The 25,743-nt window shown below is 72.5% G+C and carries 24 protein-coding genes and 1 riboswitch; of the genes, 12 read left to right on the top strand and 12 right to left on the bottom strand.

The genetic code is table 11. From position 1 onward, the window contains the following. Window positions 1-47 precede the first annotated feature (47 nt). Genes BLT21_RS11475 through BLT21_RS11450 form a run of 6 tightly spaced genes read left to right on the top strand, consistent with a single transcriptional unit; the run spans window position 48 to window position 7,233 of the window. Window positions 48-965, top strand: a complete 918-nt coding sequence (locus BLT21_RS11475; RefSeq protein ID WP_176786886.1) for an ABC transporter permease — start codon at window positions 48-50, stop codon at window positions 963-965. Further along, the gene (locus BLT21_RS11470; protein ID WP_091502076.1) at window positions 962-1,861 is read left to right on the top strand and encodes an ABC transporter permease; all 900 of its coding nucleotides are present in this window, start codon (window positions 962-964) and stop codon (window positions 1,859-1,861) included. Before BLT21_RS11475 ends, BLT21_RS11470 begins: the two co-directional genes overlap by 4 nt. Continuing rightward, a complete protein-coding gene (locus BLT21_RS11465) occupies window positions 1,858-3,483 on the top strand; it encodes a dipeptide ABC transporter ATP-binding protein (protein ID WP_091502074.1) in 1,626 nt (541 codons plus the stop codon). Before BLT21_RS11470 ends, BLT21_RS11465 begins: the two co-directional genes overlap by 4 nt. Then, entirely contained in the window at window positions 3,480-5,024 is a 1,545-nt protein-coding gene (locus BLT21_RS11460) for an ABC transporter substrate-binding protein (RefSeq protein ID WP_091502072.1), read from the top strand. Before BLT21_RS11465 ends, BLT21_RS11460 begins: the two co-directional genes overlap by 4 nt. Then, a complete protein-coding gene (locus BLT21_RS11455; RefSeq protein ID WP_091502070.1) occupies window positions 5,021-6,241 on the top strand; it encodes an amidohydrolase family protein in 1,221 nt (406 codons plus the stop codon). Before BLT21_RS11460 ends, BLT21_RS11455 begins: the two co-directional genes overlap by 4 nt. Beyond that, on the top strand, window positions 6,238-7,233 hold the full coding sequence (locus BLT21_RS11450; protein WP_091502068.1) for an ornithine cyclodeaminase family protein: 996 nt from the start codon (window positions 6,238-6,240) through the stop codon (window positions 7,231-7,233). The genes BLT21_RS11455 and BLT21_RS11450 overlap by 4 nt, the downstream gene beginning before the upstream one ends. 42 nt (window positions 7,234-7,275) lie before the next feature. Here BLT21_RS11450 and BLT21_RS11445 read toward each other — a convergent pair whose 3' ends face one another. The 3 genes from BLT21_RS11445 to BLT21_RS11435 are packed head-to-tail and all read right to left on the bottom strand — an operon-like array spanning window position 7,276 to window position 9,703. After that, window positions 7,276-8,118, bottom strand: coding sequence for an SDR family oxidoreductase (locus tag BLT21_RS11445; RefSeq protein WP_091502066.1), 843 nt, complete (start codon window positions 8,116-8,118; stop codon window positions 7,276-7,278). Beyond that, window positions 8,115-8,945 (bottom strand): enoyl-CoA hydratase/isomerase family protein, encoded by an 831-nt coding sequence (locus BLT21_RS11440; protein WP_256336044.1) that lies wholly within the window; start codon window positions 8,943-8,945, stop codon window positions 8,115-8,117. Before BLT21_RS11440 ends, BLT21_RS11445 begins: the two co-directional genes overlap by 4 nt. Next, window positions 8,942-9,703, bottom strand: a complete 762-nt coding sequence (locus tag BLT21_RS11435; RefSeq protein WP_091502063.1) for an SDR family NAD(P)-dependent oxidoreductase — start codon at window positions 9,701-9,703, stop codon at window positions 8,942-8,944. The genes BLT21_RS11440 and BLT21_RS11435 overlap by 4 nt, the downstream gene beginning before the upstream one ends. A gap of 463 nt (window positions 9,704-10,166) precedes the next feature. On the opposite strand from BLT21_RS11435, the gene BLT21_RS11430 reads away from it, so the two are divergent. After that, window positions 10,167-10,910 carry an aminoglycoside 3'-phosphotransferase gene (locus tag BLT21_RS11430; RefSeq protein WP_091502060.1) on the top strand — a complete coding sequence of 248 codons (744 nt, stop codon included), beginning with the start codon at window positions 10,167-10,169 and terminating at the stop codon, window positions 10,908-10,910. After that, window positions 10,895-11,389: a GNAT family N-acetyltransferase gene (locus BLT21_RS11425; RefSeq protein ID WP_256336043.1), complete on the top strand. Its 495-nt coding sequence runs from the start codon at window positions 10,895-10,897 to the stop codon at window positions 11,387-11,389. The genes BLT21_RS11430 and BLT21_RS11425 overlap by 16 nt, the downstream gene beginning before the upstream one ends. Before the next feature lie 36 nt (window positions 11,390-11,425). Here the strand turns inward: BLT21_RS11425 and glpK are convergent, their stop codons facing one another. The 3 genes from glpK to BLT21_RS11410 form a co-directional block, all read right to left on the bottom strand. Further along, entirely contained in the window at window positions 11,426-12,940 is a 1,515-nt protein-coding gene (gene glpK, locus BLT21_RS11420; protein ID WP_091502056.1) for a glycerol kinase GlpK, read from the bottom strand. A gap of 52 nt (window positions 12,941-12,992) precedes the next feature. Further along, window positions 12,993-13,745 (bottom strand): MIP/aquaporin family protein, encoded by a 753-nt coding sequence (locus tag BLT21_RS11415; RefSeq protein ID WP_091502054.1) that lies wholly within the window; start codon window positions 13,743-13,745, stop codon window positions 12,993-12,995. Window positions 13,746-13,867: 122 nt separating this feature from the next. After that, complete coding sequence (locus tag BLT21_RS11410) at window positions 13,868-15,586, bottom strand: glycerol-3-phosphate dehydrogenase/oxidase (RefSeq protein WP_091502052.1); 1,719 nt, start codon at window positions 15,584-15,586, stop codon at window positions 13,868-13,870. Window positions 15,587-15,708: 122 nt separating this feature from the next. On the opposite strand from BLT21_RS11410, the gene BLT21_RS11405 reads away from it, so the two are divergent. Next, the gene (locus BLT21_RS11405) at window positions 15,709-16,689 is read left to right on the top strand and encodes a sugar-binding transcriptional regulator (RefSeq protein ID WP_091502049.1); all 981 of its coding nucleotides are present in this window, start codon (window positions 15,709-15,711) and stop codon (window positions 16,687-16,689) included. 8 nt (window positions 16,690-16,697) lie between these two features. On the opposite strand, the gene BLT21_RS11400 is transcribed toward BLT21_RS11405, so the two are convergent. From BLT21_RS11400 to BLT21_RS11390, 3 genes are all read right to left on the bottom strand, one after another. Then, window positions 16,698-17,459 (bottom strand): energy-coupling factor transporter transmembrane component T family protein, encoded by a 762-nt coding sequence (locus BLT21_RS11400; RefSeq protein WP_176786885.1) that lies wholly within the window; start codon window positions 17,457-17,459, stop codon window positions 16,698-16,700. Window positions 17,460-17,497: 38 nt separating this feature from the next. Beyond that, window positions 17,498-18,976 (bottom strand): ABC transporter ATP-binding protein, encoded by a 1,479-nt coding sequence (locus BLT21_RS11395; protein ID WP_091502291.1) that lies wholly within the window; start codon window positions 18,974-18,976, stop codon window positions 17,498-17,500. Between the two features lie 86 nt (window positions 18,977-19,062). Further along, complete coding sequence (locus tag BLT21_RS11390; RefSeq protein ID WP_091502289.1) at window positions 19,063-19,704, bottom strand: ECF transporter S component; 642 nt, start codon at window positions 19,702-19,704, stop codon at window positions 19,063-19,065. Then, window positions 19,698-19,806, bottom strand: a riboswitch (TPP riboswitch). (Overlaps the previous gene by 7 nt.) Before the next feature lie 37 nt (window positions 19,807-19,843). Between BLT21_RS11390 and BLT21_RS11385 the strand changes: the two genes are divergently transcribed. Then, complete coding sequence (locus tag BLT21_RS11385; RefSeq protein WP_256336042.1) at window positions 19,844-21,268, top strand: D-alanyl-D-alanine carboxypeptidase family protein; 1,425 nt, start codon at window positions 19,844-19,846, stop codon at window positions 21,266-21,268. Window positions 21,269-21,281: 13 nt separating this feature from the next. Here BLT21_RS11385 and BLT21_RS11380 read toward each other — a convergent pair whose 3' ends face one another. Beyond that, window positions 21,282-22,205 (bottom strand): nuclease-related domain-containing protein, encoded by a 924-nt coding sequence (locus BLT21_RS11380; RefSeq protein ID WP_091502042.1) that lies wholly within the window; start codon window positions 22,203-22,205, stop codon window positions 21,282-21,284. Window positions 22,206-22,300: 95 nt separating this feature from the next. Then, window positions 22,301-23,368, bottom strand: coding sequence for an enoyl-CoA hydratase/isomerase family protein (locus BLT21_RS11375; protein ID WP_091502286.1), 1,068 nt, complete (start codon window positions 23,366-23,368; stop codon window positions 22,301-22,303). 148 nt (window positions 23,369-23,516) lie between these two features. Here BLT21_RS11375 and BLT21_RS11370 point away from each other — a divergent pair, with 148 nt between their 5' ends. Together BLT21_RS11370 and BLT21_RS11365 are read left to right on the top strand one after the other, a co-directional pair. Then, window positions 23,517-24,479, top strand: a complete 963-nt coding sequence (locus tag BLT21_RS11370; RefSeq protein ID WP_091502039.1) for an ATP-binding cassette domain-containing protein — start codon at window positions 23,517-23,519, stop codon at window positions 24,477-24,479. Then, window positions 24,476-25,294: an ABC transporter permease subunit gene (locus tag BLT21_RS11365; protein ID WP_091502037.1), complete on the top strand. Its 819-nt coding sequence runs from the start codon at window positions 24,476-24,478 to the stop codon at window positions 25,292-25,294. The genes BLT21_RS11370 and BLT21_RS11365 overlap by 4 nt, the downstream gene beginning before the upstream one ends. Here BLT21_RS11365 and BLT21_RS11360 read toward each other — a convergent pair. Then, window positions 25,261-25,683, bottom strand: coding sequence for a hypothetical protein (locus BLT21_RS11360; protein WP_091502034.1), 423 nt, complete (start codon window positions 25,681-25,683; stop codon window positions 25,261-25,263). The genes BLT21_RS11365 and BLT21_RS11360 overlap by 34 nt on opposite strands. Window positions 25,684-25,743 lie beyond the last annotated feature (60 nt).

The following is a 25,743-nucleotide window of genomic DNA, read 5'->3' as shown; positions in this document are numbered from 1 at the left end:
CGTTACGCCGCCCGCTCCGCGAGCCGGCGTGCCATAGCGTCCTGCACGTGCTCCCCTTCCTCCTCCGCCGCCTCGGCCTCGCCGTCGCCACGATCTTCCTGGTGGTGACCGTAGGCTTCATCCTCGGCCGCCTCACCGGGGCGCCCGGGGCGCTGCTCCTGCCCGACAACGCCTCGGCCGCCGACGTCGACGCCCTCAACGCGGGCCTCGGGTTCGACCGGCCCGTCATCGTGCAGTACCTCGACTACCTCGGCGGCCTCTTCGTCGGCGACTTCGGCGATTCGTATCGCCGCCACGAGTCGGCGCTTGGGCTCGTCCTCGAGCGCGTCCCGGCGACCGTCGAACTGGCCTTCTGGGCGTTCGTGGCAGGCTTCGCCCTCGCACTGATCGCGGCTCTGGCCATCCAGCTGACCGGCAGCCGCCTGCTGCGCGCGGTCGTGGGGTGGGGTGGCGCGGTCCGGCAGTCTGTGCCCGACTTCTTCTTCGCGCTGCTCCTGGTGCTGGTGTTCTCGGTGCTGCTCGGGGTGCTGCCCTCACTCGGCCGGACGAGCCCCGCCAGCCTGGTGCTGCCCGTCATCACCCTCGCGACCGGCCAGTTCGTGATGTACCTGCGACTGCTCGACGCGGCGCTGAGCGAACAGGCGGAGCAGGACTACGTCCGCACCGCATTCGCTCAGGGGCACAGCCGAGCCGCCATCCTGCTCACGCAGATGCTGCCGAACGCCCTGTCCCCCGTCCTCGGGATGGCCGGCTTGAACCTCGGTGGGCTCCTCGGCGGCACGGTCGTCGTCGAGGTCGTGTTCGCCTGGCCCGGCCTCGGCAGCCTCCTGACCGACGCCGTCAGCCAGCGCGACTTCCCGATCGTCCAGGCCGGCCTGCTCTTCGTCGCCCTCATGTTCGTGCTCGTGAACACCCTGGTCGACATCCTCGTCTCCCGCATCGACACACGGACGGCTCACTCATGACCCTCACGCCCGTCACCCCCGCACCCGTCGCGGCCTCGCCCGCGGCCGCTCTCCGCGCGCCGCGCCTGCGGCTGCGCCCGTCCGCCGTCGTCGGTTTCATCATGATCGGGCTCGTCGTCGCCCTCTCGGCGCTGCGCCCGATCCTGCCCGGCTTCGACCCGATGGGACAGGACCTCTCCCGCGCCCTGCTGCCGCCGTTCACCGACCCGGCACATCCGCTCGGCACCGACCCGCTCGGCCGCGACCTGTTCAGCCGGGTGGCCCTGGCATCGTCGGTGACCCTCGGCATCACGCTCGCGATCGTCGCCCTCAACGCCCTCGTCGGCACGACCGTCGGGATCGTGTCCGGCTACTTCGGCGGCAAGGTCGAGGCCGGCCTCTCCGTGCTGTCGAACACGGTGCTGGCCATGCCCGTGGTGCTGCTGCTCATCGCCATCTGCGCCGTCGTCTCACCGAGCGCCGGCCTGACGATCCTCGTCGTCGGCTGCACCTGGTGGGTCGGATACGCCCGCGTGACGCGGAACATCACCGCGGCCCTGCGCCGGCAGGACTTCGTCGTGGCGCCGCTGACGCAGGGCGCCGACACGTTCTGGACCATCACCCGTCACGTCGTGCCCAATGTGTGGCCGCACACGCTCATCATCGCGGCGACCGACATCGCCACCATCGTCCTCATCGAGGCATCTCTCGAATACCTCGGCCTGGGCGTGCAGCCGCCCACGCCGAGCTGGGGCGCGATGATCTTCGACGGGCAGAAGTACCTCTCGACCGATCCGTGGCTCGTCATCCTGCCCGGCCTCGTCATGTTCCTCGCGGTCGCGGGGGCCCAGTTCGTCAGTCAGCAGTTCACCGCAGAGGCGCGCGGCGCCCTGCTGCGCAAGGGAGGCCGGCGATGACCGCATCCGTCCTGACCGTCGAGGACCTGTCGCTCGAGGCCGTGTCCCCCCACGGTCCGCGCCCGCTCGTGACCGGCGTCTCGCTCGACGTGGCACGGGGCCGCGCGCTCGGCATCGTCGGCGAGTCCGGGTCGGGAAAGAGCCTCACGATGCTCGCGACCATGGGGCTGCTGCCCGAGGGCGTGCGGGTGACGAGCGGCCGCATCATCCTCGACGGGCGCGACGTCACGGCGCTCGGCGACCGCGAGCTGCGGTCGAGCCGGGGCCGCGTCGCCGCGATGATCTTCCAGGACCCGATGTCGTCGCTCAATCCGCTCCGGGCGGTCGGCGCGCAGGTCGCGAGCGCCGTCCGCATTCACGCCCCGGGCCTCGGGCGGGCCGCCGCCCGTCGGCGCGCGGTCGAGCTGCTCGAGTCGGTCGGTGTCCGCGATGCGGCCGAGCGCGCGGCCGCCCGGCCCCACCAGTGGTCGGGCGGGATGCGGCAGCGCGCGATGATCGCGATGGCGATCGCCCACGATCCCCTGCTGCTGATCGCCGACGAGCCGACGACGGCCCTCGACGTCACCGTGCAGGCGCAGGTCATGGCGCTGCTCGACGAGGTCCGCGAGCGCACCGGTTCCGCTCTCGCGCTCATCACCCACGACCTCGGCCTGGTGGGCGAGCACACCGACGACATCGCCGTCATGCGTGCCGGCAGCATCGTCGAACGGGGCGCGACCGCCGACGTGCTGGCCGCTCCGCGCGAGGAGTACACGCGGATGCTGCTCGCCGCCGTCCCCTCGGCGCACGAGCCGCCCGCGCGCGCGGCGGCGGCGATCGGTGACGGCGCCACCGAGGCGCACGCGAACGAGGTCGCACTGGAGGTCGCCGATCTCGTCGTCGAGTACCCGGGCCGGCGCGGTCGGGCCGTGCGCGCCGTCGACGGGGTGTCGCTGCACGTCCGGGCCGGCGAGACCCTCGCCGTGGTCGGCGAGTCGGGATGCGGCAAGTCGTCGCTCCTGCGCGCGATCCTCGGACTCACGCCCGCCTCGGGGGGCAGCGTCTCGATCGCGGGAGCCCCCGCGGCCGCCGCCATCGCCGGACGCTCCGCCGCCGAGCGCGCACGCGCCCAGATCGTCTTCCAGGATCCCTCGTCCGCCCTCGACCCGCGGGTCAGCGTCGCCGGATCCGTCGCGGAGCCGTTGCGCGTCCGGCGCGCCTACCGCCCCGACCGCGTCCGCGAGCTGCTCGCGGGCGTCGGCCTCGACCCGTCCTTCGACGATCGGCTGCCCGGACGCCTCTCCGGCGGGCAACGGCAGCGCGTCGGCATAGCCCGCGCCCTCGCGCTCGACCCGGCGCTCGTGCTCCTCGACGAGCCGGTGTCGGCTCTCGACGTCTCGATCCAGGCGCAGGTGCTCGACCTCCTGCGCGACCTGCAGCGCGAGCACGCGCTGGCATACCTGTTCGTCTCGCACGACCTCGGGGTGGTCCGGGGCATCGCCGACCGCGTGGTCGTGATGCAGGGCGGCCGCATCGTCGAGCACGGCCCCACCGAAGACGTCTTCACTCACCCGCAGCATCCCTACACCCGCACCCTTCTCGACGCGATCCCGCACCTCACCCCTCGAAAGGCACTCTCATGACCCGACCCACCTCCCGCCGCGCTCTCGCCGGCGGATCCTTCCTCGCTTTGGGCGCGCTCGTGCTCGCCGGCTGCGCCGGCGGCTTCGACGAGCCGACCGGCGGCTCCGCCTCGGGCTCGGCGCAGACGTCGATCACCGCCGCGCTGCCGACCGACCCGACGTCGATGGATCCCATCCGCTCGGGTGCGCTCGTCGTGCTGTCGGTGTTCTTCCACACGCACGACCAGCTCGTGAAGATCACCGCCGACGGCGAGATGGTCCCCAAGCTCGCGACCGACTGGTCGGCCAACGCCGACCTGACCGAGTGGGAGTTCACCCTTCAGCCCGACGTCACCGCGAGCAACGGGGAGGAGATCACGGCCGATGACGTCGTGTTCTCGTACGAGACGATCCTCGGCGACCCGACGGGCGAGAACTACGCCTACCTCTCGTCGGTCGACCGCGTCGAGAAGGTCGACGACCTGACGGTGCGTTTCGTCCTGAAGCAGCCGTTCTCGGCGTTCCCCCGCAACACGTCGCTCATCTCCATCGTCCCGGCCGACACCTATCAGGAGATGGGCGCCGACGCCTACGCCCGCGAGCCGATCGGCTCGGGCCCCTACGTCTTCGACCGCATCACCGCGGGAGTCTCGTACGACCTCGTCCGCAACGACGACTACTGGGGCGAGGCGCCCGCCATCGAGACCATCTCGCTGCAGCCGGTCTCGTCGGCGGAGTCGCGGGCGAGCGGCGTCCTCTCGGGCGACCTCGACGTGGCGCAGATCGGTCCGACCCAGGTGTCGAGCATCGAGTCGGCCGGCAACGCGCAGGTGTTCTCAGCGCTGTCGAACGGCGTCGTCTTCCTCGGCGCGAACTCGACGGCGGGCCCTCTGCAGGATGTCCGCGTGCGCGAGGCCATCGGTCACGCGATCGACACGGAGGCGATCGTCGACTCGCTGCTGGCCGGACTCGCCGAACCGGCGAAGGCGATGCTCGCCCCCGCCGTCGAGGGCTACTCGGACTACGTCGAGGCGATCGGCTACGACCCCGAGACGGCGCGCGCGCTGCTCGCCGAGGCCGGATACGACGGGACTCCCATCCCCTTCGACTACGCGACCGACGGCCGCATCCCGCTCTCGAGCGAGGTCGCCCAGAGCATCCAGGGGTACCTCGAGGCGGTGGGCATCGCCGTCGACATGCGCGGCGCCGACCAGCAGAGCCACACCCTGAAGGTCCGCGGCAAGGAGATGCAGGGCATCTACCTGAACACGTGGGCTCCGTCGACGCTCGACGGCGACCTGCCCCTCACCGACTTCTACGAGCCGGCGGGCAACAACAACTACGCACTCGACCCCACGACGACGCAGCTCGCCGAGCGTCAGCGCGGCGTCGAGGGCGCGGAGCGCGAGGATGTCTTCGCCGAGCTGCTCGGCTACAGCAACGAGCAGGTCTACTTCGTGCCGCTGTACGTGCCCGCCAACAACTTCGCCGCCGGATCGTCGCTGCAGTGGACCCCCCGCGCCGACGGCCTCTACGACTTCACCGAGACGAGCTTCGAATGACCCGCACCATCCTCACGCGCGTCCGCCCCTGGGGCGGCGCGACCACCGACCTGATCGTGGACGGCGGTGTCATCACCGGCACCGCCGCCCCCGGCACGGCCGACACCGCCGCGGCGGAGGTCGTCGACGGACGCGACCGCATCCTGATCCCCTCGTTCGCCGACGTCCACGTGCACCTCGACTCCACACGCGTCGGCCTGCCGTTCCGCCCGCACACGGGTTCGCCCGGGGTCTGGAACATGATGCTCAACGACCGTCACAACTGGCGAGAGGCCGAGGCGTCGATCGGGGAACGGGTCGCCACGACCCTCGAGCGCGCGATCGCACGCGGCACCACCGCCGTCCGCACGTACGCGCAGGTCGACGTCGACGCCGGCCTCGAGCGTCTCGAGGCGGTCGTCGCCGCCCGCGAGGCGAACGCCGGACGCTGCGACGTCGAGATCATCGCGTTCCCGCAGGCGGGTCTGCTGCGCGAGGCGGGATCGGCCGAAGTGCTGGAGGCGGCGATGGCGCGGGGCGCGGACGTCGTCGGCGGGATCGACCCCTGCGCGCTCGACCGCGACCCCGTCCGTCACCTCGACATCGTCTTCGGCATCGCCGAGAAGTACGGCGCACCGATCGACATCCACCTGCACGAGCCCGATCAGCTGGCGAAGTTCTCGACCGAACTGATCATCGAGCGCACGCGCGCCACCGGGATGCAGGGTCGGGTCACCATCTCGCACGGGTACGGCCTCGGCCGCCTCCCCGAGGCGCAGCTGCGGCCGCTCCTCGACGAGATGCGCGAACTCGACATCTCGATGGCGACGATCGCCCCGCCGACGCCGCTCCCGACGCTCCTGCTCGCCGAGCACGGCATCCGGCTCGGACTCGGCCAGGACGGCCAGCGCGACTACTGGTCGCCGTACGGCAACACCGACATGCTCGACCGCACCTGGCAGCTCGCCTTCACCAACGGCTTCCGCCGCGACGGCGACATCGAGCACTGCGTCGCGATCGCGACGGTCGGCGGTCGATCGGTCATGGGTCGGGCGCCGGGCCTGACCGGCGCGGCGGACCGTCCCGGGCTCGCCGCGGGAGACCCAGCCGACCTGCTGCTCGTGCCGGGGGACACGGTCACCGCGGCGGTCATGGACCGCTCGCCCGACCGCACCGTGCTCTACCGGGGCGTCGTCGTCGCGGACGGACTCGCGCTCACCGGAGAGGTGGCCGCGTGACGCTGCTGCTCGGGGCCTCCGATCTGGAATCGCTCGTCGACCGCGAGGCCGCCCTCGAAGCCGTCTCGCGCGCCTTCGCGGAGATCGCGGACGGCGGAGCGCACCAGCCCGGTCCCACCTCGATGGCCACGCCGGGCGACACCGGCCGGTTCATCCTCATGGCGGCGGTCTCCGACGCGGCGGGGCTGGCAGGAGTCAAGCTCCTCGCCGACGTCCCCGACAACGCGGCGCGCGACCTGCCGACGCAGCGATCCATGATCCTCGTCGTCGACCGGGCCGACGGGGCGCCGGTGGCGCTGCTCCACGGCCGCGTCCCCACGCGCGTGCGCACCGCGGCCGCCAGCGCGGTCGCCACCCGCGCTCTCGCGCGCGACGACAGCCGGTCGCTCGGCCTGCTCGGGGCGGGCGCGCTGGCGCGCGAGCACGTCCGGGCCCTGCGCACCGTGCGCCCGTTCGAGCGGCTCACCGTCTGGTCGCGATCGGCCGACACCGTCGCGCGCTTCGCGGCCGACCTCGAGCGCTCGGGCGACTGGGACGGCGAGGTCGTCGCCGCGTCCTCGCCGCGCGAGGTCGTTGACGCGTCCGACGTCGTCTGCACGCTGACGCCTTCGGTCGACCCGATCCTCGCGGGCGCCTGGCTGCACGCCGGACAGCATCTCAACGTCGTCGGGGCGCGCCCGCGTCCCGACGAGCGCGAGGTCGACGGCGCGGCGCTCGCGTGCTCCGCCGTCTGGGTGGACGATCGCGCGACGGCCGAGACGAAGTCGGGCGACCTGCTGCTCGCCGTGGCCGAGGGTGCCGTCGAGCTGACGGATGTCGTGGGGACGCTCGGCGAGGTGCTCACCGGCCGGGTGCGCGGCCGGAGGAGCGCCGACGAGATCACCCTGTTCGACTCGGTCGGCATCGGCGCACAGGACGTCGCCGTCGCCGCCGTCCTGCTCGACGCGGCGCACCAGCGCGGCATCGGGATACGGGTCGATCTGAACGCCTGACCCGGTCCGGCCGGGCCCGTGGCGGGTCCGGCCGGTTCCGCCTCAGTCGAGGAAGACGTCGGGGAAGAGCGCGTCGTCCGGTGTGCCGGGTACGGCGGCGTACCCCGAGAAATCGGTCACCCCCGCAGCCTCGAGAACATCCTCGACGATGAGCGTCTGCCCGGTGTACGCGCGCGCCGGCTGCACCAGCACTTCGTAAGCGGCATCCGCGTAGATCTCCGGGGTGCGGCTCGCCGCCATCATCCGGTCGCCGCCGAGGGAGTACTGCACCGCCGCCGTCGCGATCGTGGTGCGCGGCCACAGCGTGTTCGCGGCGACGCCGTCCGCGGCGAACTCGGCGGCGATCCCGAGGGTCGCCATCGTCATCCCGTACTTCGCGAGCGTGTACCCCGTGTGCGCGCCCAGCCACTTCGGTGAGAGGTTGAGCGGCGGCGACAGCGACAGGACGTGCGGGTTCGCCGACTCGCGCAGCATCGGCAGTGCGGCCCGCGAGAGCAGGAAGGTGCCGCGCACGTTCACGGCCTGCATCAGGTCGAAGCGCTTGGCCGACAGCTCGAGCGTGCCCGACAGATCGATCGCCGAGGCGTTGTTCACCACGATGTCGATGCCGCCGAACTCGCCCTGCGTTTTCAGGACCGCCTCGGTGATCGAGTCCTCGTCGCGAACGTCACCGACGATCGGCAGCGCCCGGCCGCCCGCCGCGACGATCTCCGCGGCGGCGGTGTGCACGGTGCCCTCGAGCTTGGGGTGCGGCTGAGCGGTCTTCGCGAGCAGCGCGATGTTCGCGCCGTCGCGGGCCGCCCGCAGGGCGATCGCCAGGCCGATGCCACGGCTCCCGCCCGACATCAGCAACGTCCTGCCCGCCAGGGGCTTCGCATCGGTCATGGCTTCTCCTCGGTTCGGGGGCGACGCGCGGATGCCGCGGCGAACGCGTCGATACGGACACGGGCCTCCTCGGTGTCGAACCGCGCACCGATCGTGCGCGCCTCATCGGCGAGGTTCTCGACGAACGACCGGGTCGCGCCCTGACGCACGAGACGCTTCGCCTGCCCGAAGGCAGCCGTCGCGCCCTGCAACCACGCGCCCGCGACCTCGCCGGCGCGGGCCGCGGGGTCGTCGACGACCTCGGCGATCAGCCCCCACTCGCGCGCTGTCGCAGCATCGAGCGCAGTGTCGTGGAGCAGCAACTGCATCGCCCGTCGCTGGCCGACCGCGGCCGGGAGCAGGGTCGAGACGCCGAGGTCGGGGGTGAGGCCGATGTTCGCGTACTTGCTGACGAACACCGCCGACGGCGACGCCACGATGTAATCGGCGACGAGCATGATCCCGAGCCCGCCACCGGCGACGGCGCCCTGCACCGCGGCGACGATCGGCACGGGTGCCTGGGTGAGCGACAGGATGCCGTCATGGATGAGGCCCGCCGTCTCGGTGACGGCAGCGCCGCCCATGCCCGAGCTCGACATCGAGACGACGTCGCCGCCCGCGCAGAACGCGCGCCCGGCGGCGTCCAGGATCACCGCGCCGACCGCGCCCGCCGCCGCGTCGCGGGCGACCTCGGCGGCCACCTCGCGCCAGCGCCGGGCCATCTCGGCGTCGACCGCGTTGAGCGACGCCGGCCGATTCAGGGTGATGCGGGCGAGCGCGCCCTCGCGGCGCAGCAGCACGGTGTCGATGGTCTCTCCTCTGTCGTTCATCTCGGGGCTGTCGTTCATCGCGGGGCCATCCGGATGGCCCCGTCGAGACGGATGGTCTCGCCGTTGAGGTAGTCGTTGTCGACGATGTGGGCGGCGAGCGCGGCGAACTCCTCCGGGGCACCCAACCGCCGCGGGAACGGCACCTGCTCACCGAGGGAGCGCTGCGCCGCATCCGGCAGCCCCGCCATCATCGGCGTGCGCATGATGCCGGGGGCGATCGTGCAGACCCGGATGCCGGAGCGCGCGAGCTCGCGCGCTATCGGCAGGGTCATCGCGTGCACCGCGCCCTTCGAGGCCGCGTAAGCGGGCTGACCGATCTGTCCGTCGAACGCCGCGACCGACGCGGTCGTGACGATCACGCCGCGCGCACCGCTCTCGTCCGGGTCGGTGCGTGCGATGACCGAGGCCGCGTGCGCGACGACGTTGTACGTGCCGACGAGGTTGACACGCACGGTGCGCTCGAAGTCCGCGAGGGCGGTCGGCTCCCCCGCACGGTCGAGCACCTTGGCCGGCGGCGCGATGCCCGCGCAGGCGACGACGATGCGCAGCGGCGCCGTCGCAGCTGCCGAGCGGACGGCTTCCGCGACTCCGTCCGGGTCGGTCACGTCGCCCGGGGCGAACGCGCCGCCGATCTCCGCAGCGACCTCCCGACCCGCCGATCCCGGCAGGTCGAGGATCGTGACCCGCGCGCCGTCGGCCGCGAGGCGCCGCGCCGTGGCCGCACCCAATCCGCTCGCACCGCCCGTGACGAGGGCCGAGACTCCCGCGATCTGCATGTGTTCTCCTTCGAACTCGCCCCTCCACCCTAGAACGCCCGCGCCCCGCGCCGGAGCCCGCACCGCGCCCGGGCCGGCACCCCTGCCCGGGCCGGCGTCCTCGCCGGCGCCGGCACCCCTGCCCGGGCCGGGCACCCGTGCCGTCCACAGGCTGAACGGCGCCGAGCGCATCCCGGCCACCCGCCGGGGCGGTTCCAGCCCTGCGGACGGCACGACCAGCCCGCCGCACACCCCCTCCCGCCGAGCGCCATCCGCCCGGCCCGGCCCGGGCCTGTCCCACGTCGGCCGCGGCCGGTTCCGGTGGCCGGACGTGCCGTCCACAGGCTGAGCCGCGGCGCCACCGCCCTCCACCAGCGGAAACCGCAGCCGAACCTGTAGACGGCACGGCGGGCGAGGTCCGCCGTGGCACGGCTCGTGGGCGCGCCACGGAACGGCGGCGGGTGCCGATGGGCAGGATGGTCGCGTGCCCCTTCCGCCGCCCGACTTCGACTCGCCCGTGCGCGCAGACATCTCGAAGCGCCTGGGCCTGCTCGCCGCCGGTGCGGCGGTCGCGCCGCTGTGGCGCAACGCGGTCGGCGGCGTGACGTTCGGCACCGACGACGGCCGGGTCGTGAAGGTCGGACCCCGCAACGCCGAGACGTCGACCCGCGCCGAGGCCGACCGCCTGCGCTGGGCGGCGGCGTACACGCCGGTGCCCGAAGTGCTCGAGGCGGGCGAGGACGGCGACGTCGAGTGGCTCGTCACGCGCACCCTTCCCGGGCTGTCCGCCGTCGATCCCCGGTGGCTCGCCGAGCCTGCCATCGCGGTGCGCGCGGTCGGCGTAGGCCTCCGCGCGCTCCACGATGCGCTGCCGGTCGACGCCTGCCCCTTCGATTGGGGTGTCGCGAGCCGCCTCGCGAACGCCGCCGGACGCGGCGTCACGGTGCCCGTCGAGCTGCGGGACGCGCCGACCCCCGAGATGCTCGTCGTCTGTCACGGCGACGCGTGCTGCCCGAACACCCTCCTCGCAGACGACGGCGGGTGGCTCGCGCACGTCGATCTCGGCGCGCTCGGGGTCGCCGACCGCTGGGCCGACATCGCGGTGGCGTCGATGAGCACGGAGTGGAACTACGGTCCGGGATGGGACGACGCCCTCATCGACGCGTACGGCGTCGAGCCCGACCCGGTGCGGCTCGCCTACTATCGATCGCTGTGGAACGCGACCTGACCTGGCACATCGTCGAAACGGCGTACGACGACCCGCGCGCACGCGACCTGCGCCGACAGCTCGACGACGACCTCGGCGCGCGCTACGCCGGCTTCCACGGGGATGAGCCCGACGCGCGCCGCCGCGCCCGTGCCCGCGCGCTCGCGACCCACCCCGACGAGATCGTGGCGACGCTCGTCGCGCTGGCGGGCGACACTCCCGCGGGCCACGTGATCGTGCGCCGTCTCGGCGACGAATGGGAGATCAAGCGTCTCATCGTCGCTCCCCCGTTCCGCGGTCTCGGCATCGCACGGGGCCTCGTCTCGGCCGCCACGGATGCCGCCCGCACCGGCGGCGCGAGTCGCGTCATCCTGCAGACCGGGCTCCAGCAGCCGGAGTCGATCGCGCTGTACTCGTCGATGGGCTTCACCCGCATCCCGGTGTATGAGCCGTATGCCGAGACCATGCCGCGCTCGGTGTGCTTCGCCCTCGACCTGTGACGGACGTCGCAGGCCGGCTCGGGCCCGCATCGCGACTCAGCGGACGTCGGCGTCGACCCAGTCCATCGACTTCGCGACGGCCTTCTTCCACAGGCGCAGCTGGCGTTCGCGCTCCTCGACGTCGTCGTTCGGCGTCCAGCGCTTGTCCTCCTGCCAGTTGGCCCGCAGCTCGTCGAGGTCGTTCCAGAAGCCGACCGCGAGCCCCGCGGCGTAGGCGGCGCCGAGGGCCGTCGTCTCGGCCACGACCGGACGCACCACGGGCACGCCGAGGATGTCGGCCTGGAACTGCATCAGCGTGTCGTTGGCGATCATGCCGCCGTCGACCTTGAGCTCGGTGAGATCGACACCGGAGTCGGCGTTGACGGCGTCCAGCACCTCGCGGGTCTGGAACGCGGTCGCCTCGAGCGCGGCGCGCGAGAGGTGCCCCCGGTTCGCGTACCGCGTGAGGCCGACGATCGCGCCGCGCGCGTCGGGTCGCCAATACGGCGCGTAGAGCCCCGAGAAGGCGGGTACGAAGTAGACGCCGCCGTTGTCGTCGACTGACAGGGCGAGCTGCTCGACCTCGGGAGCGGTGCTGATGATGCCGAGCTGGTCGCGCAGCCACTGGATGAGCGACCCGGTGACGGCGATCGAGCCTTCGAGAGCGTAGTGGGTGGGCCCGTCGCCGAGTTTGTAGCCCACGGTGGTGAGCAGCCCGTTCTCGGACTTCACGATGTCGGTGCCGGTCTGGAAGATCAGGAAGTTGCCGGTGCCGTAGGTGTTCTTGCTCTCGCCCGCGTCGAACGCCGCCTGGCCGAACGTCGCGGCCTGCTGGTCGCCGAGGATGCCGGCGACGGGCGTCTCGCGCAGCAGCGAGGTCTCGCGGGCTTCGCCGTACACCTCGCTCGACGAGCGGATCTCGGGCATCATCGACCGCGGCACGCCGAAGTCGGCGAGGATGTCGTCGCGCCACTCGAGCGTCTGCAGGTCCATGAAGAGGGTGCGCGAGGCGTTCGTGACGTCGGTGGCGTGGATGCCGCCCGACGGTCCGCCGGTGAGGTTCCAGAGCACCCAGGTGTCGGTGGTGCCGAAGACGAGGTCGCCGGCCTCGGCCTTCTCGCGCGCGCCCTCGACGTTCTCGAGGATCCAGACGATCTTCGTGCCCGAGAAGTAGGTCGCGAGCGGCAGCCCGACGATGTCCTTGTACCGTTCGACCCCCGCGTCACCCGCGAGCCGGTCGACGATCGACTGCGTGCGGGTGTCCTGCCAGACGATGGCGTTGTAGACGGGGATGCCGGTGTTCTTGTCCCACACGACGGCGGTCTCACGCTGGTTGGTGATGCCGATCGCGGCGATGTCGTGGCGCGTCAGGTTGGCGCGGCCGAGCGCGATGCCGATGACCTCGCGCATGTTGTCGCGGATCTCGATGGGGTCGTGCTCCACCCAGCCGGCGCGCGGCATGATCTGCTCGTGCTCCTTCTGCCCGACGGAGATGATCGAGCCCTTCTTGTCGAAGATGATCGCGCGGCTCGAGGTCGTGCCCTGGTCGAGGGCGATGATGTAGTCGGTCATGGTGTGACGTCCTTGTCTGTCGTTTCTGTCAGGGAGTGCGTGTCTGCGGGGTTCAGGCCAGGCCGAGCAGGACGGAGGCGGCGAGTGCCGCGAGCGTACCGCCGATGAGGGGTCCCACGACGGGGACCCACGCGTACGACCAGTCGCTCGAGCCCTTGCCCTTGATCGGCAGCAGGGCGTGCGCGATGCGGGGCCCGAGGTCGCGGGCGGGGTTGATGGCGTAGCCGGTGGGTCCGCCGAGGGATGCTCCGATGCCGACGACGAGCAGGGCGACGGGCACCGCGGTCAGGGGGCCGAGGGCTCCCGGGACGCCGATCTGGATGTCGCCGTAGTCGGCGAACGCGAAGATCACGAACACCAGCACGAAGGTCGCGACGATCTCGGTCACGAGGTTCCAGCCGTAGTTGCGGATGCCGGGGCCGGTCGAGAACACCCCGAGCTTGTTGGCCGGATCGGGCTCGGCGTCGAAGTGGTCGTGGTAGGTCAGCCAGCACAGCACCGCGCCCAGGATGCCGCCGAGCAGCTGAGCCGCGACGGCGACGGCGAACTGCGCGAGCTCGATCTTACCGCCCACCAGCAGGCCGATCGAGACGGCGGGGTTGAGCTGCGCGCCGGAGTACGACGAGACCAGGACCCCCGAGAACACCGCCAGACCCCAGCCCCAGTTGATCATGAGCGTGCCGCCGCCGAGCCCCTTGGATTTGGCGAGGATCACGTTGGCCACCACGCCGCCTCCGAGGAGGAGGAGCATCGTGGTCCCGACCAGCTCGGACAGGAAGTAGAGCCCGAGGTTGATGTCTTGCATGTCAGCGTCGACCTTTCTGCAGAGTCATCGCGGGCGGCATCGCCGCGCGACGAGATGGCCCGAGATCGTCTCCAGCGTCGGGCCCCGCCGGGATCCGAGGCGGAGTTCGTTCGGTGCGGCGGTCAGGCCTCGAGCGGAGCGAGGCCCGAGGTGCGCACGTCGATGCGGTGCGACTCCTCGAGCGCGCGAGTCGCATCCTCCACCTGGACGCGTACGGCCTCGGCGTCCCAGCCCAGCGCCGGAGCGGCCGCCTCGGCGACCTCCGTCAGCGTCTCGGTCGTCACCCCGCCGACGAAGGCGATCGAGGTGCGGCGCAGCAGGATGTCCATGAGCGTCACGACCTCCTCGCGCTCGGCGAGGAACGCGATCTCCTCGGCCGAGTAGCCGGGCGCGTGACGGAGCTCGCGCTGGGTCACGGGCAGGGCCGCGAGCACCTCCTGCGCGTAGGTGCCGTAGCGCTCCAGCATCCGGTCGGCGAAAGCCGCGCTGTGGGCCCCGCGGTGGGACTCGACCCAGCGCCGTCGGGCGTCGTCGGTGCGCGGATAACCCGCGCCGCCGCCGATCGCGAGGTCGGTGGTGGCGACCCGACGCGGGCGCCGCAGCAGACCGAGCACATCGGTCGCGAGGTGCTCGGCGAGCGCCCGGAACGTCGTCCATTTGCCGCCGACGAGGCTCAGCACGGGCACGTCGCCGAGGGTCTCCTTCTCGATGCGGTAGTCGCGCGAGACGAACCCCGGCGCCAGGTCGTCGTGCCGGGGCAGCGGGCGGATGCCCGAGAAGGTGTAGACGATCTGCCCGCGATCGACGGCGATGTCGGGGAAGACCTGGGCGATGAGGTCGAAGAAGTAGTCGATCTCGTCGTCGGTGCACACCGTGGGACGCGTGGGGTCGGCGTCGATGTCGGTCGTGCCGACCATGACGCGGCCTTTGAGGGGGTAGATCAGCACGATGCGGCCGTCGGCTGCCTCGAAGAAGATCTCGTTGCCGCCGGTGGCCTCGAGCAGCTCGGCGTTGTCGAGGACGACGTGGGAGCCCTTCGTGCCGCCCATGAAGCGCGTGGGGGTGCCGAGGGCGGAGTTGGTGAGGTCGGTCCACGGGCCGCTCGTGTTGACGATGACGTCGGCGGTGAACGGGAACTCCGCACCGCTGACGGCGTCCCGGATGATGACCGACGAGCCGTCGGCGCCGACGACCGGGGCGTAGTTGGCTGCTCGGGCGGAGTCTTCGCGCGCTCCGTCGCGCAGCACGTCGAGCGCGAGGCGCTCGGGGTCGTGCATCGAGGCGTCGTAGTAGGTCGCGGTGTAACGGAACCGGTCGTCGAGCTCGGGGAACTGCTCCCGCGAGCTGCGGCGTCCGCGGAAGCGGTGCCGGGGTACGGCGCCGCCGTCGCGCGAGAACGTGTCGTACATCACGAGGCCGACCTTGATCAGCAGAGCGCCGCGCTCGCGGGGCTTGCCGCGCCCGTGGGTCACGAGCAGCCGGAACGGGGCGGCGAGGATGCCCGAGAACGTGCGGCGGATCGGGATCGTGGTGGGCAGCGGCTTCACGAAGTGGGGGGCGTTGCGCACGAGGCGGTTGCGTTCGGTCACCGACTCCTGGACGAGACGGAACTCGCCGTTCTCGAGGTAACGGACGCCGCCGTGGATCATGTGGCTCGACGCCGACGATGCTCCGCCCACGTAGTCGTTCCGCTCGACGAGGGCGACGTCGACGCCTTGGAGCGCCAGATCGCGGAAGGTCGCGATGCCGTTGACGCCCCCACCGATCACGAGCACCTCGGCGTGGGGCCGATCGCGCAAGGCTCGGATGTTGGTGCGGGTGGTCGGCGTCGACTCGGTCATGATGCATCCCTTTTCCACGGCTGTCCCGATCTACACTGGGGTCCACCGCACGGATGCGCAACGGTCATGAACAAACGTGCACACGCGCTGCGGCGATGCACGAACGTGCAGGACGGACGACGATGAGCACCGACGCCGAGGCTGAGGCACGCACGCGCGACGCGCTGCGGGCGGCGCAGTTGTACTACGTGCAGGATCGCACCATGGATCAGATCGCGAGCGAGATGACCCTCTCGCGGTCGTCGGTCTCGCGTCTGCTCGCGCACGCGCGCGACATCGGTCTCGTCGAGATCACGGTGCACTCCCCGCACGAGGCGAACTCGGTCGTCGCCCGCCGCCTCGCGGAGCGCTTCGGGATCTCGGTCCACGTCGTGAGCACGCCGCCGCGCACGAACGACGCAGAGCGGCTCGAGCGCACGGCGCGCACGGCCGCACACGTGCTGTCGTCGACGCTCGACCCCGACGCGAGCATCGGCATCGCGTGGGGTGCGACCGTGTCGGCCATCGCGCGGCACCTGCCCACGAAGCGGCTCCACGACTCGCAGATCGTGCAGATGAACGGCGCGGCCAACGAGACGACATCGGGGATCTCGTACTCCGGCGCGATCCTCGAGCGATTCGGCCAGGCCTTCGGCACGGATGTGCAGCAGTTCCCCGTGCCCGCGCTCTTCGACGACCCCCTCACGAAGCAGCTGCTGTGGCGGGAGCGTTCCATCCGGCGCGTGCTCGACGCGCAGTCGCGGGTGCAGGTCTTCGTGTTCGGTCTCGGCTCGCCCCACGCCGATGTGCCGTCTCACGTCTACGCCGGCGGCTACCTGACCGGTGAAGACCTGCGCTCGCTGCTGCGCGACGGTGTGGTCGGTGACTGCGCCACCGTGTTCTACCGCCTCGACGGCTCGGCGACGGGCATCGAGCTGAACGCACGGTCGAGCGGCCCCTCGCTCGAGGCCATCCGGCGCATCCCGCGCCGCCTGTGCGCGGTGTCGAGCCTGACCAAGCTCGACGCGCTGCGCGGTGCGCTCGCCGCCGGCCTCATCACCGAGCTCATCGTCGAGGAGGCGCTGGCACGCCGACTGGCCGAGACGTCCGTCGGCGCACTCTGAGACCCGCCTCAGCCTGCCCCGAAGACGGGGTGGAAGGCGCCGACCCCGATCGACACCGACAGTGCCGCGGCCGAGATCGCGAGCCCCCCGGCGATGATGACGACATCGGATGCCGTGAGGCGCGACTCCCGGGCCCAGGTGCGCCGACCCGGTGCGCCGAAGGCGCGTGACTCCATGGCGGTGGCGAGCGCCGACCCGCGGCGGATCGCGAGCACGAGCAGCGCGAAGGCCATCCCCAGCGCGCGTCGCAGCCGCCCCGCATCCGCGACCCCCCGGGCTCGCCGCGCCAGGGCGAGCGCTCGCCAGTCCTCGGCCAGCAGGCCGAGCATCCGCATCCCCGCCAGGCCGCCGATCACGAAGCGCGCCGGAAGCCGGAGGATCTGCGCGAGCCCGTCGGCGAGGTCGGTCGGGTCGACGGTGATGAAGAGCACCACCGCGGGCAGCCCGATCGCGAGGACGCGCAGTGCCGCGGCGAAACCGAGAGCCACCGAGCCCTCGCTGACGTGGACGAAGGCCCACGCGAAGAGCTCGGCGCCGCTCTGCTCGCCATACAGCGAGATCGTCACCGCGGCGGCCGGAGCCGCGATCCACAGCGGCAGGGTCCGCAGCCAGAAGCGCCGCCATCCGATGCCCGCGGCCAGCAGCAGGGGCAGCTCGAGCACGAGTGCGACACCGGCCGACACCGGGTCGATCGTGATGACGAGGGGCAGGGCGATCAGAAGCGCGGCCAGAAGCTTTGCGACAGGGTTGCGCGTCGCGAGGCCGCGCATCGCGACAGGCGACTGACCCCCCCGTGCAGACGCCGCCGTCATGCGGAGGCCCCGTCTGCCGCCGCGAGCTCGAACCGACGGGCGGACAGCGCGTCGAGGACCGCGTCGTCGTGCGTGATCGCGACGACGCCGAGGGGGCCGCGGTCGTCGATGCCGTCTCGCAGCGCCGCGATGATCGCGACGAGCTCCGCCCATGTGCGGGCGTCCTGTCCGTAGGTCGGCTCGTCGAGCACCACCACCCGCGGGCGCGCGGCGAGCATCGCCGCCACGGTGAGACGACGCTTCTCGCCGCCCGAGAGTGTGTACGGGTTGGCGCCGGCGAGGGTCGCCAGACGCAGCCGTTCGAGCAGTTCGTCGACCCGCTCGGCGGTCGAGGCACGACCGAGTCCGAGCGCGAGCGGTCCGACCTCGAGCTCGTCGCGCACCGTGGCGCGCAGGATCTGGTGCTCGGGCTCCTGGAGCACCGTGCCGATGCGGGTCAGCAGTGCCGTCGACGTCCACGCCGCGGGATCGGCCGAGGCTCCGAGGGCCGAACCGTCGACGCCGCGCGGGTCTCGCGAGGCACGACGCCGGCGGCGGGGCATGAGGGCCGCGCCGGCGGCGAGCTCCGGCGAGGCGTGCACCGCCCCGCCCTGGGGCGGCAGAAGGCCGGCCAGGGTCAGGCCGAGCGTCGACTTCCCTGCGCCGTTCGCGCCGACGACGCCGAGCACCTCGGCCTCGCGCACTTCGAGGTCCACCGGACCCGCTGCGACCCGGCCCGCGACGCGCCCCACCACGACCCGGTCGGCCGACAGCAGGACGCGGCCCGGCGCGGCCGCGGGCGGCGGGGGGAAGGACGGGCGGATGCCGGGCACCCACACGCCCGCCGCCGCGAGCTCGTCGCCGCGTTCGGACAGCACCGTCCGGGGGTCGCCGTCGGCGATCACCCCGCCCCCGGCCGCGAGCACGATGACCCGGTCGACGACCGGCAGCCATGCCTCGATGCGGTGCTCGATCACGACGAGGGTCGCCCCGCTCGCCGCGAGGGCGCGGGCGACGGCATCGCGCACGTCGATGACCCCGGCGGGGTCGAGGTTCGCTGTCGGCTCGTCGAGCAGGATCGCTCCGGGGCGCATGGCCACGACGCCGGCGAGGGCGAGCCGCTGCTTCTGCCCGCCCGAGAGCGCAGCGGTGGACCGGTCGAGCGGCACATCGAGACCCACGGCGTCCAGCGCGGCCCTCACCCGATCCCAGATCTCGCGACGGGGTACGCCGAGGTTCTCGCAACCGAAGGCGACGTCGTCGCCGACCCGCGCCAGAATGGTCTGGCTGTCGGGGTCCTGCAACACGAGGCCCGCGCGCCCGCGGACGCCCGCGGCGGGAAGCCCGTCGACGAGCAGCCGGCCCTCCTGCTCGCCCTCGTCGGCGCCCCCGAGCACGCCCGCCAGGCCCTGCAGCACCGTCGACTTACCCGAGCCGGACGCCCCGAGCAGCAGCACCCGCTCGCCGGGTTCGATGCGCAACGTGCTCTCGCGCACGGCCCACGCCTTGCGGGTGGCGTACCGCCATCCCCAACCGCGGGCCTCGAGAGCCGCCGGCCGGTCCGTTCCCGTGCCGGGCACCGTCAGACGCGCGTGGTGGCTTCGCGACCGGCGGCGAACCGGCTCAGCGCGCCGGTGCGCGCGAGAGCGCGCGTGATGAGCCACGCCCCCAGGCCCGCGATCACGGCGCCCGAGACGGTCGTCGAGGCGATGTAGACCGACGTGAAAAGCGTGTCGGCGCCCGGGTACCAGAGGACCCGGTCGTTGATCCCGCACGCCAGTCCGGCGCCCGCGCCCGCGAGCACGGCGACGGGGAGGCGCCAGGCCGCGTACAGGAAGACGAGGAAGATCAGCTCGGCGCCCAGCCCCTGGACGAGACCCGACACGATCGTCAGCGGCCCCCACTGGTTGCCGACGAGGGCCGAGATCACGGCGGCGAGCAGCTCGGTGTACAGGGCCGCGCCGGGTTTGCGGATGATGAGTCCGCCGAGCACGCCCGCGATGAGCCACGGACCGGCCACGAGGCCCTGCACCCCCGGCAGCAGGGGGGTCAGCACGGCCGACGGCCCCTGGTAGGCGACGTTCCACAGCAGGAACACGGCGGCGCACGCGACGCCGATGACGCTCGCGATGACGATGTCGACGACGCGCCAGCGGAAGCGGCCCGGCGTGCCTCCCGCGCGACGATCGGCGGACTCGGTCGTGGTGGACGCAGCAGCGTGCATGATCTCTCCTCCCTGCGCCGGCATGATCCGGATCAGGTTCGACGGTCGAAGCGTGGATCGCTTCCTCTCAGCCCGGCTCACCGGACTCCCGTGGTTGTCGATGAAGTATAACGTCGCGCGGCCGTTGTACGTTGGGCGGGTGAGCTCTCCCGACCCGTCAGCCGCCTCGCGGCGCGCGCTGCGGCAGCGGGAAGACGGAGCGCGTGGCGGAACCGGCTCGACGCGCACCGCGCTCGCCTGGGTCGACGAGGACGCCGTCGCGGGCCGCAACGGCACGCGCGACGCCGCCGCATCGGCCGGGCCATACGCCCTCGCACACGCCGATCTGCTCGCCGATCGACCGCGCCGCCCGCTCGTTCCCGCCGCAGCCGCCCTGCCGACGCTCGGCGTCGCCGCCCTCGTGGTCGGCGGGTACGCCGCATCCACTCTGCTGTGGCCGCTCGATGCCGTCGCGCCCGACCTCGCCTCGGCCGTCGTGGCGGCGCCGGCCGCCGCCGCGGCGCAGCCCGCCTGGCCCGCGGAGGGTGTCGGCGCCACCGCCGTCGACGGTCTCGGCGCGGTGACGGCCTCCTCGGTCGACCGCGAGTCGATCGCGAGCATCACGAAGCTCGTGACCGCTCTCGTGGTGCTCGACCAGATGCCGCTCGCCGCGGGCGAGCAGGGCCCCGAGTTCGCGTTCACCTCCGCCGACCGGCGCGAGTACCGCTCGTACCTCGCGGCAGATCAGTCCGCGCTCGACGTGCCCGTCGACGGCATCCTCACCCAGTACCAGCTGCTGCAGGGCGTGCTCATCGGCTCGGCCAACAACTACGCCGATCGGCTCGTGTTCGACCTGTGGCCGAACGAGGACGTCTATGCCGAGGCGGCCAACGCGTGGCTCCAGCAGCACGGTCTCGGGGGCGTCACGGTCGTCGACTCGAGCGGGATCGATCCGGACAACACCGCGGATGCCGCGTCCGTCGTCGCCCTGGCCCAGACGGCCATGGCCGACCCCGTCATCGCCGACATCGTCTCGCAGCGCTCCGTCGATTTGCCGGGCGCGGGAGTGGTCGAGAACACCAACGCCCTCCTCGCCGACCCCGCCGTCGTCGGGGTCAAGACGGGCAGTCTCTTCGGCTCGTACAACCTGGTCGCCGCGAAGGACACCACGTTCGACGGCGTCACCGTGCGCGCCTACGCCGCAGCGCTCGATCAGCCCGACGACGAGACTCGTCACTCGGCGACGGCGGCACTGCTCGACCGCACCCTCGCCGAGATCGCCGCGTCGCCCATGCTGCCCGCAGGGACCGTCGCGGGAGCCGCCACCACCGCATGGGGCGCGACCGCCGAGATCGTCACCGACGTCGACATCCGGGTCGCGCTCTGGAACGCCCAGGGCTCGCAGACGACGTCGACCTTCGACCTCGGTGATGGGCGGACGGCCGGCGACGCGGCCGGAGAGCTGACACTCACCGGCCCGCTCGGCACCGCCACGACACCGCTGCACCTCACCTCGGACATCCCCGACCCCGACGCCTGGTGGCGTCTCAGTCACCCGCTGCAGCTGTGGGGCCTCGCCGACTGACGGCCCGCCGAGGTCACACGAAGCGCACGGTCTGCTGCAGCCGGGTGCGAACGTCGAAGAGCTCGTTGCCACCGATCTCGCGGGCACCGGCGACGCCGCGGCGGAGGACCGTCGCGAGGGCCGATCGACCGACCACCGCGACGGCGAGACCGCGGACGCGCCCGACCTCCTCGATGGCCTGCACGACGTCGTCGTCGGGCAGGACCACGATCGCGCCGCTGAACTTCACCCGGGCCGCCCGGCTCAGGGCGCGGGCACGCTGCACGAGGGTAGCGATCGGCGCGTCGATCCCGTCGCCGATCAGCTCGCCGCGACGAGTGCGGACGCCGACCCCGAAATCCTCCGACAGGACGGCGTACAGCCCCGACGGACCGAGCACGACGTGGTCGAGCTTGACGTCCGGGTCGCGCGGGTCGGCGGCGACGTCGTGCCAGACGGTGTACCCCATGCCGAGATCTGCGACGATCCGGGCGGTCGCCTCCTCGGCGAGCGCGTCGGCGAGGAGGCGACGGATCTCGTGCGGCGCGGTGCGCACCAGCGCGGGGTCGTAGGGATCGTCGACCGGCGCCCCTCGTCCGACCCACTCGCGGATGAGCGTCAGGTACCGCTCGCGTCGCCAGCCGCCCGGCTGCCCGAAGGTCCGCGCGCGCGGACGGGTGTCGGCGGTGCGCTGCGGCGGGCGCCACGTCGGAGCCTCGGGCGAGAACGAGGGCGCGTCCGCGAAGCCGTGCCCGCGGTCGTAGGCCGCCCGGGCGACGGCCGTTCCGACCAGATCCCACGCCCGCTGCACCTGGACGAACGCGACGGCGTCGCCACCGGTGTCGGGATGGGTCTGGCGCAGCCGCAGCCGATAGGCACGGCGCAGCTCGTCGTCGTCGACGTCGGGCGCGACGCCCAACACCTCGTACGCCGAGGCGGACAGTGGACTGTCGAACACGGACCCTCCCTCGCGCCCGGGTGATCGCGTCCGGGCTCAGGCGCACAGCATCCCGAGACTATTACGTCCCGATGTGCCCGGGCTCCGTGCGCCGGTCAGCCCCAGAGGGCGGGGACGGGCTCGAACGAGAACGCCCGCTCGACGATGTCGTCCGCGAGGTCGGCGGACGACGCCGGCGACCATGCGGGGGCACCGTCCTTGTCGACCAGACGTGCCCGGATCCCCTCGACCAGATCGGGCTGCGTCGAGGCGAACCACAGCACCAGGCGGTACTCCTGGGCGAGCACCGCCCGCAGGTCGTCGTGCGCACGCGCAGCGCGGACGGCGGCGAGAGTGACCGCGAGGGCGGTCGGGGGCAGCGTCTCGAGCAGGTCGGCCGTCGCGGTCGCATCGGGTTCACTGCGAGCGCGCAGCCGAGCGTGGATCTCGGCCACGGTGTCGGCGGAGAAGGCGTCGTCGATCCACGACCTCGCAGCCTCGAGCCCGGCGGGGCCGGCCGTCTCGTCGAAGAGCAGCACCAACTCGGTCGCGGTCTGCGGATCGGCGCGGCTCACGAGCGCCTCGCGCAGATCGTCGAGGCGCTCCGAGGGCACGAGATGATCGGCGAGGCCGGCGTAGATGGCATCGGCAGCGTCGACCGATGCCCCGGTCAGCGCCAGATACTCCCCCACCCGACCCGGCGCGCGGGCGAGCAGCAGACTGCCGCCGACATCCGGGGTGAAGCCGATGCGGACCTCCGGCATCGCCAGGCGCGAGCGCTCGGTCACCACTCGGACGGCCGCGTGACCGGCCAAGCCGATGCCTCCGCCCATCGTCACGCCGTCGGCGAAGACGACGACGGGCTTCGGGTACGACGCGATGCGCGCGTTGAGCGCGTACTCGGCACGGAAGAAGTGCGCCGTCTCGGCCACGTCCCCAGCGACGATCTGGTCGTAGAGGCCGCGCACGTCGCCGCCCGCACAGAAGCCGCGCTCCCCCACGCCGTCGAGCAGCACGGCGTCGACGCCGGGATCGTGCTCCCAAGCGTCGAGCGCTGCCGACAGGTCGTGCACCATCCCGATGTCGAGGGCGTTGATGGCGCGGGGCCGGTCGAGGGTCAGGTGCCCGAGTGCGCGGTCGACGCGAACCCGGACGCGCGGGTCGGATGCAGCGGCGTCGGTCACCTTCGCCACGCTACCGCCCCACGACGGCAGCCCCAGCTCCCGGCCCGCTCCCGCGGCGCTCTCCGTGCCGTCGGCGGAGCGCGAAGTTCGCGGTGGCGCAGGGCCGTCGGGCAGGATGGGGGCATATCACCCGGGGAGAGGAGGCGCGATGGCGGACGGACAGATGCTGGAGTTCTCCGACGTGGCCAAGCGTTTCGGGCCCGTCGCAGCGGTCGACGGGCTCACCGCGCGTGTCGAACCGGGCGTCGTGACCGGCTTCCTCGGACCCAACGGCGCCGGCAAGACCACGACCCTCCGCATCCTCCTCGGGCTGATCGCACCCACCTCCGGCTCCGCCACGATCGGCGGCCGGGCGTACCGCGACCTCGCCCACCCCCTGCAGACCGTCGGCGCCGTGCTCGAGTCCTCGAGCTTCCACCCCGGACGATCGGCGGCCGCCCATCTGCGGGTCTACGCCCACGCCGCGGGCATCGCCTCGACGCGCGTCGACGAGGCACTCGGCATGGTCGGGCTGGGTGACGTCGCGGGGCGCAAGGTCGGCGGGTTCTCGCTCGGGATGCGACAGCGCCTGGGCCTCGCCTACGCCCTGCTCGGCGACCCCGGCGTGCTCGTCCTCGACGAGCCGACGAACGGGCTCGATCCCGAGGGCATCCGCTGGATCCGCCGCTTCCTCCGCGATCTCGCCGCTGAAGGCCGCACGGTGCTGATCTCGTCGCACCTGCTCGCCGAGGTGCAGCAGTCGGTCGACTCGCTCATGATCATCACTCGCGGGCACCTCGTCTACCAGGGCGGCATCGAGTACGTCGTGCCGCCCGACGAGATCGCCACGGTCGTCGACGCCGACGATCGCGATGCGCTGCGCCGGGCACTGTCGGCCGCCGGCTACGAGAGCGATGAGCGCCGGACCGGGCTCGCGGTGCGCGGCGCCGACGCCCCCACCGTCGGACGCATCGCCGCCGATGCCGGCATCGCGCTGACCGCGCTGCAGCGCAAGGGCCCCGCATTCGAAGAGGTCTTCCTCGAGCTGGTCAGCGGCGCGCGCGTCCATTCGTCCGCCAACGGCGGCCCGGCGGACTCCGCGGCGTCGACGAACGAGGAGCAGACGCCATGAACCTCGTGAACGCGACCCGCTCGGAGCTGACGAAGCAGTTCTCCACGTCGGTGTGGTGGATCCTCCTGATCGTGCTCGTGCTCTACATCGGCGGGACGGCCGGCGGCATGGCCGCCGTCTTCGGCGCAGGCGAGACCGGAGCACTCGCGGGCGCGACCCTGCCGACGGGACTCGGCGACCGTCTGCCGAGTCTCATCTACGGGCTCGCGACGGCGATGGGCTACGTCTTCCCCTTGATCGTGGGGTCGCTGCTGGTGACGGGCGAGTACCGCCACAAGACCCTCACCCCCACGTTCCTCGCCACCCCGCGACGCGGCGTGGCGCTGACGGCGAAGATGCTGGCCGGCGTGGTCATGGGCCTGGTGTTCGGTGGAGCGGCCGTGGCGTCGACGATCGGGGCCGGCGGTGGGGCGCTCGCCCTGTTCGGCGTCGACCCGCAGCTCGAACGGCCCGAGACGTGGGCGTTCGCGGGGCGGATGCTGCTCGCGCTCGTGCTCTGGGTGCTCGTCGGCATCGCGCTCGGCACGCTCATCCGCAACCAGATAGCCGCGGTGGTCGGCATCCTCGCCTTCACGCAGTTCGTCGAGCCGATCGCGCGTGTCGGGGCGAGCCTCGTCGACGGTCTCGCGGACGTGGTGCGCTTCCTTCCCGGGGCCGCATCCGATGCACTGGCCGGCGACAGCATCTACGCCGTGATGGGAGGAGGCGCCGGGCAGCCGCTCGACTGGTGGGCCGGCGGCCTGGTGCTGGCGGGCTACGCGATGATCTTCGCGGTGATCGGCTACGTCGTGTCGTGGCGACGCGACGTGGTCTGATCGGCGACCAGGTCCACGACGTCGGCGGGTTCGTCCTCTACGTCCAGCCGCAGCGCCTGCACGAGCGCGAGCCCGTGCCGGGTCGTCAGGATGAGGCGCTGGAACCCGTCGTCGCCATCGAGGTCGACGACGACCGACGGCCGGCGGCGCCGGACGAGCACGAAGTCGCTTCCGCCCGCCGACTCGAACGAGCCCGCGGCGATGACCCCGGGAACCAGGAGCCCCGGGCGCGGGACACCGCGAAGCCACGACCAGGCGTCGTCGGTCAGCTGGACCTTCGTGATGTGCTCGCGCACCACCGCGACGTTGCCCCGGTGGAACGCCGCAGCACGCTCGGTCGCCGAGAGGACGACCTCGAGCTGCGCAGAGTCGAGCAGCAGGGTCACCATGCGTCTCAGTCTGCCAGCAGCGGACCCACGATTTGCTTACAGAGCGGCAACGATCGCGGC

The organism is Microbacterium sp. cf332, assembly GCF_900102175.1.
Classification (GTDB): Bacteria; Actinomycetota; Actinomycetes; order Actinomycetales; family Microbacteriaceae; genus Microbacterium.
Note: the sequence above shows the minus strand (reverse complement) of the source record. Positions and strands in the feature narration are given on the sequence as shown.

Coding starts and splice junctions, on each gene's coding strand:
- BLT21_RS11460 (WP_091502072.1), top strand. CDS start 3,480: ATGACCCGACCCACCTCCCGCCGCGCTCTCGCCGGCGGATCCTTCCTC.
- BLT21_RS11410 (WP_091502052.1), bottom strand. CDS start 15,586: ATGACCGAGTCGACGCCGACCACCCGCACCAACATCCGAGCCTTGCGC.
- BLT21_RS11370 (WP_091502039.1), top strand. CDS start 23,517: ATGGCGGACGGACAGATGCTGGAGTTCTCCGACGTGGCCAAGCGTTTC.
- BLT21_RS11405 (WP_091502049.1), top strand. CDS start 15,709: ATGAGCACCGACGCCGAGGCTGAGGCACGCACGCGCGACGCGCTGCGG.
- BLT21_RS11435 (WP_091502063.1), bottom strand. CDS start 9,703: ATGCAGATCGCGGGAGTCTCGGCCCTCGTCACGGGCGGTGCGAGCGGA.
- BLT21_RS11360 (WP_091502034.1), bottom strand. CDS start 25,683: ATGGTGACCCTGCTGCTCGACTCTGCGCAGCTCGAGGTCGTCCTCTCG.
- BLT21_RS11390 (WP_091502289.1), bottom strand. CDS start 19,704: ATGCACGCTGCTGCGTCCACCACGACCGAGTCCGCCGATCGTCGCGCG.
- glpK (WP_091502056.1), bottom strand. CDS start 12,940: ATGACCGACTACATCATCGCCCTCGACCAGGGCACGACCTCGAGCCGC.
- BLT21_RS11465 (WP_091502074.1), top strand. CDS start 1,858: ATGACCGCATCCGTCCTGACCGTCGAGGACCTGTCGCTCGAGGCCGTG.
- BLT21_RS11440 (WP_256336044.1), bottom strand. CDS start 8,945: ATGAACGACAGCCCCGAGATGAACGACAGAGGAGAGACCATCGACACC.
- BLT21_RS11365 (WP_091502037.1), top strand. CDS start 24,476: ATGAACCTCGTGAACGCGACCCGCTCGGAGCTGACGAAGCAGTTCTCC.
- BLT21_RS11445 (WP_091502066.1), bottom strand. CDS start 8,118: ATGACCGATGCGAAGCCCCTGGCGGGCAGGACGTTGCTGATGTCGGGC.
- BLT21_RS11470 (WP_091502076.1), top strand. CDS start 962: ATGACCCTCACGCCCGTCACCCCCGCACCCGTCGCGGCCTCGCCCGCG.
- BLT21_RS11455 (WP_091502070.1), top strand. CDS start 5,021: ATGACCCGCACCATCCTCACGCGCGTCCGCCCCTGGGGCGGCGCGACC.
- BLT21_RS11415 (WP_091502054.1), bottom strand. CDS start 13,745: ATGCAAGACATCAACCTCGGGCTCTACTTCCTGTCCGAGCTGGTCGGG.
- BLT21_RS11400 (WP_176786885.1), bottom strand. CDS start 17,459: ATGCGCGGCCTCGCGACGCGCAACCCTGTCGCAAAGCTTCTGGCCGCG.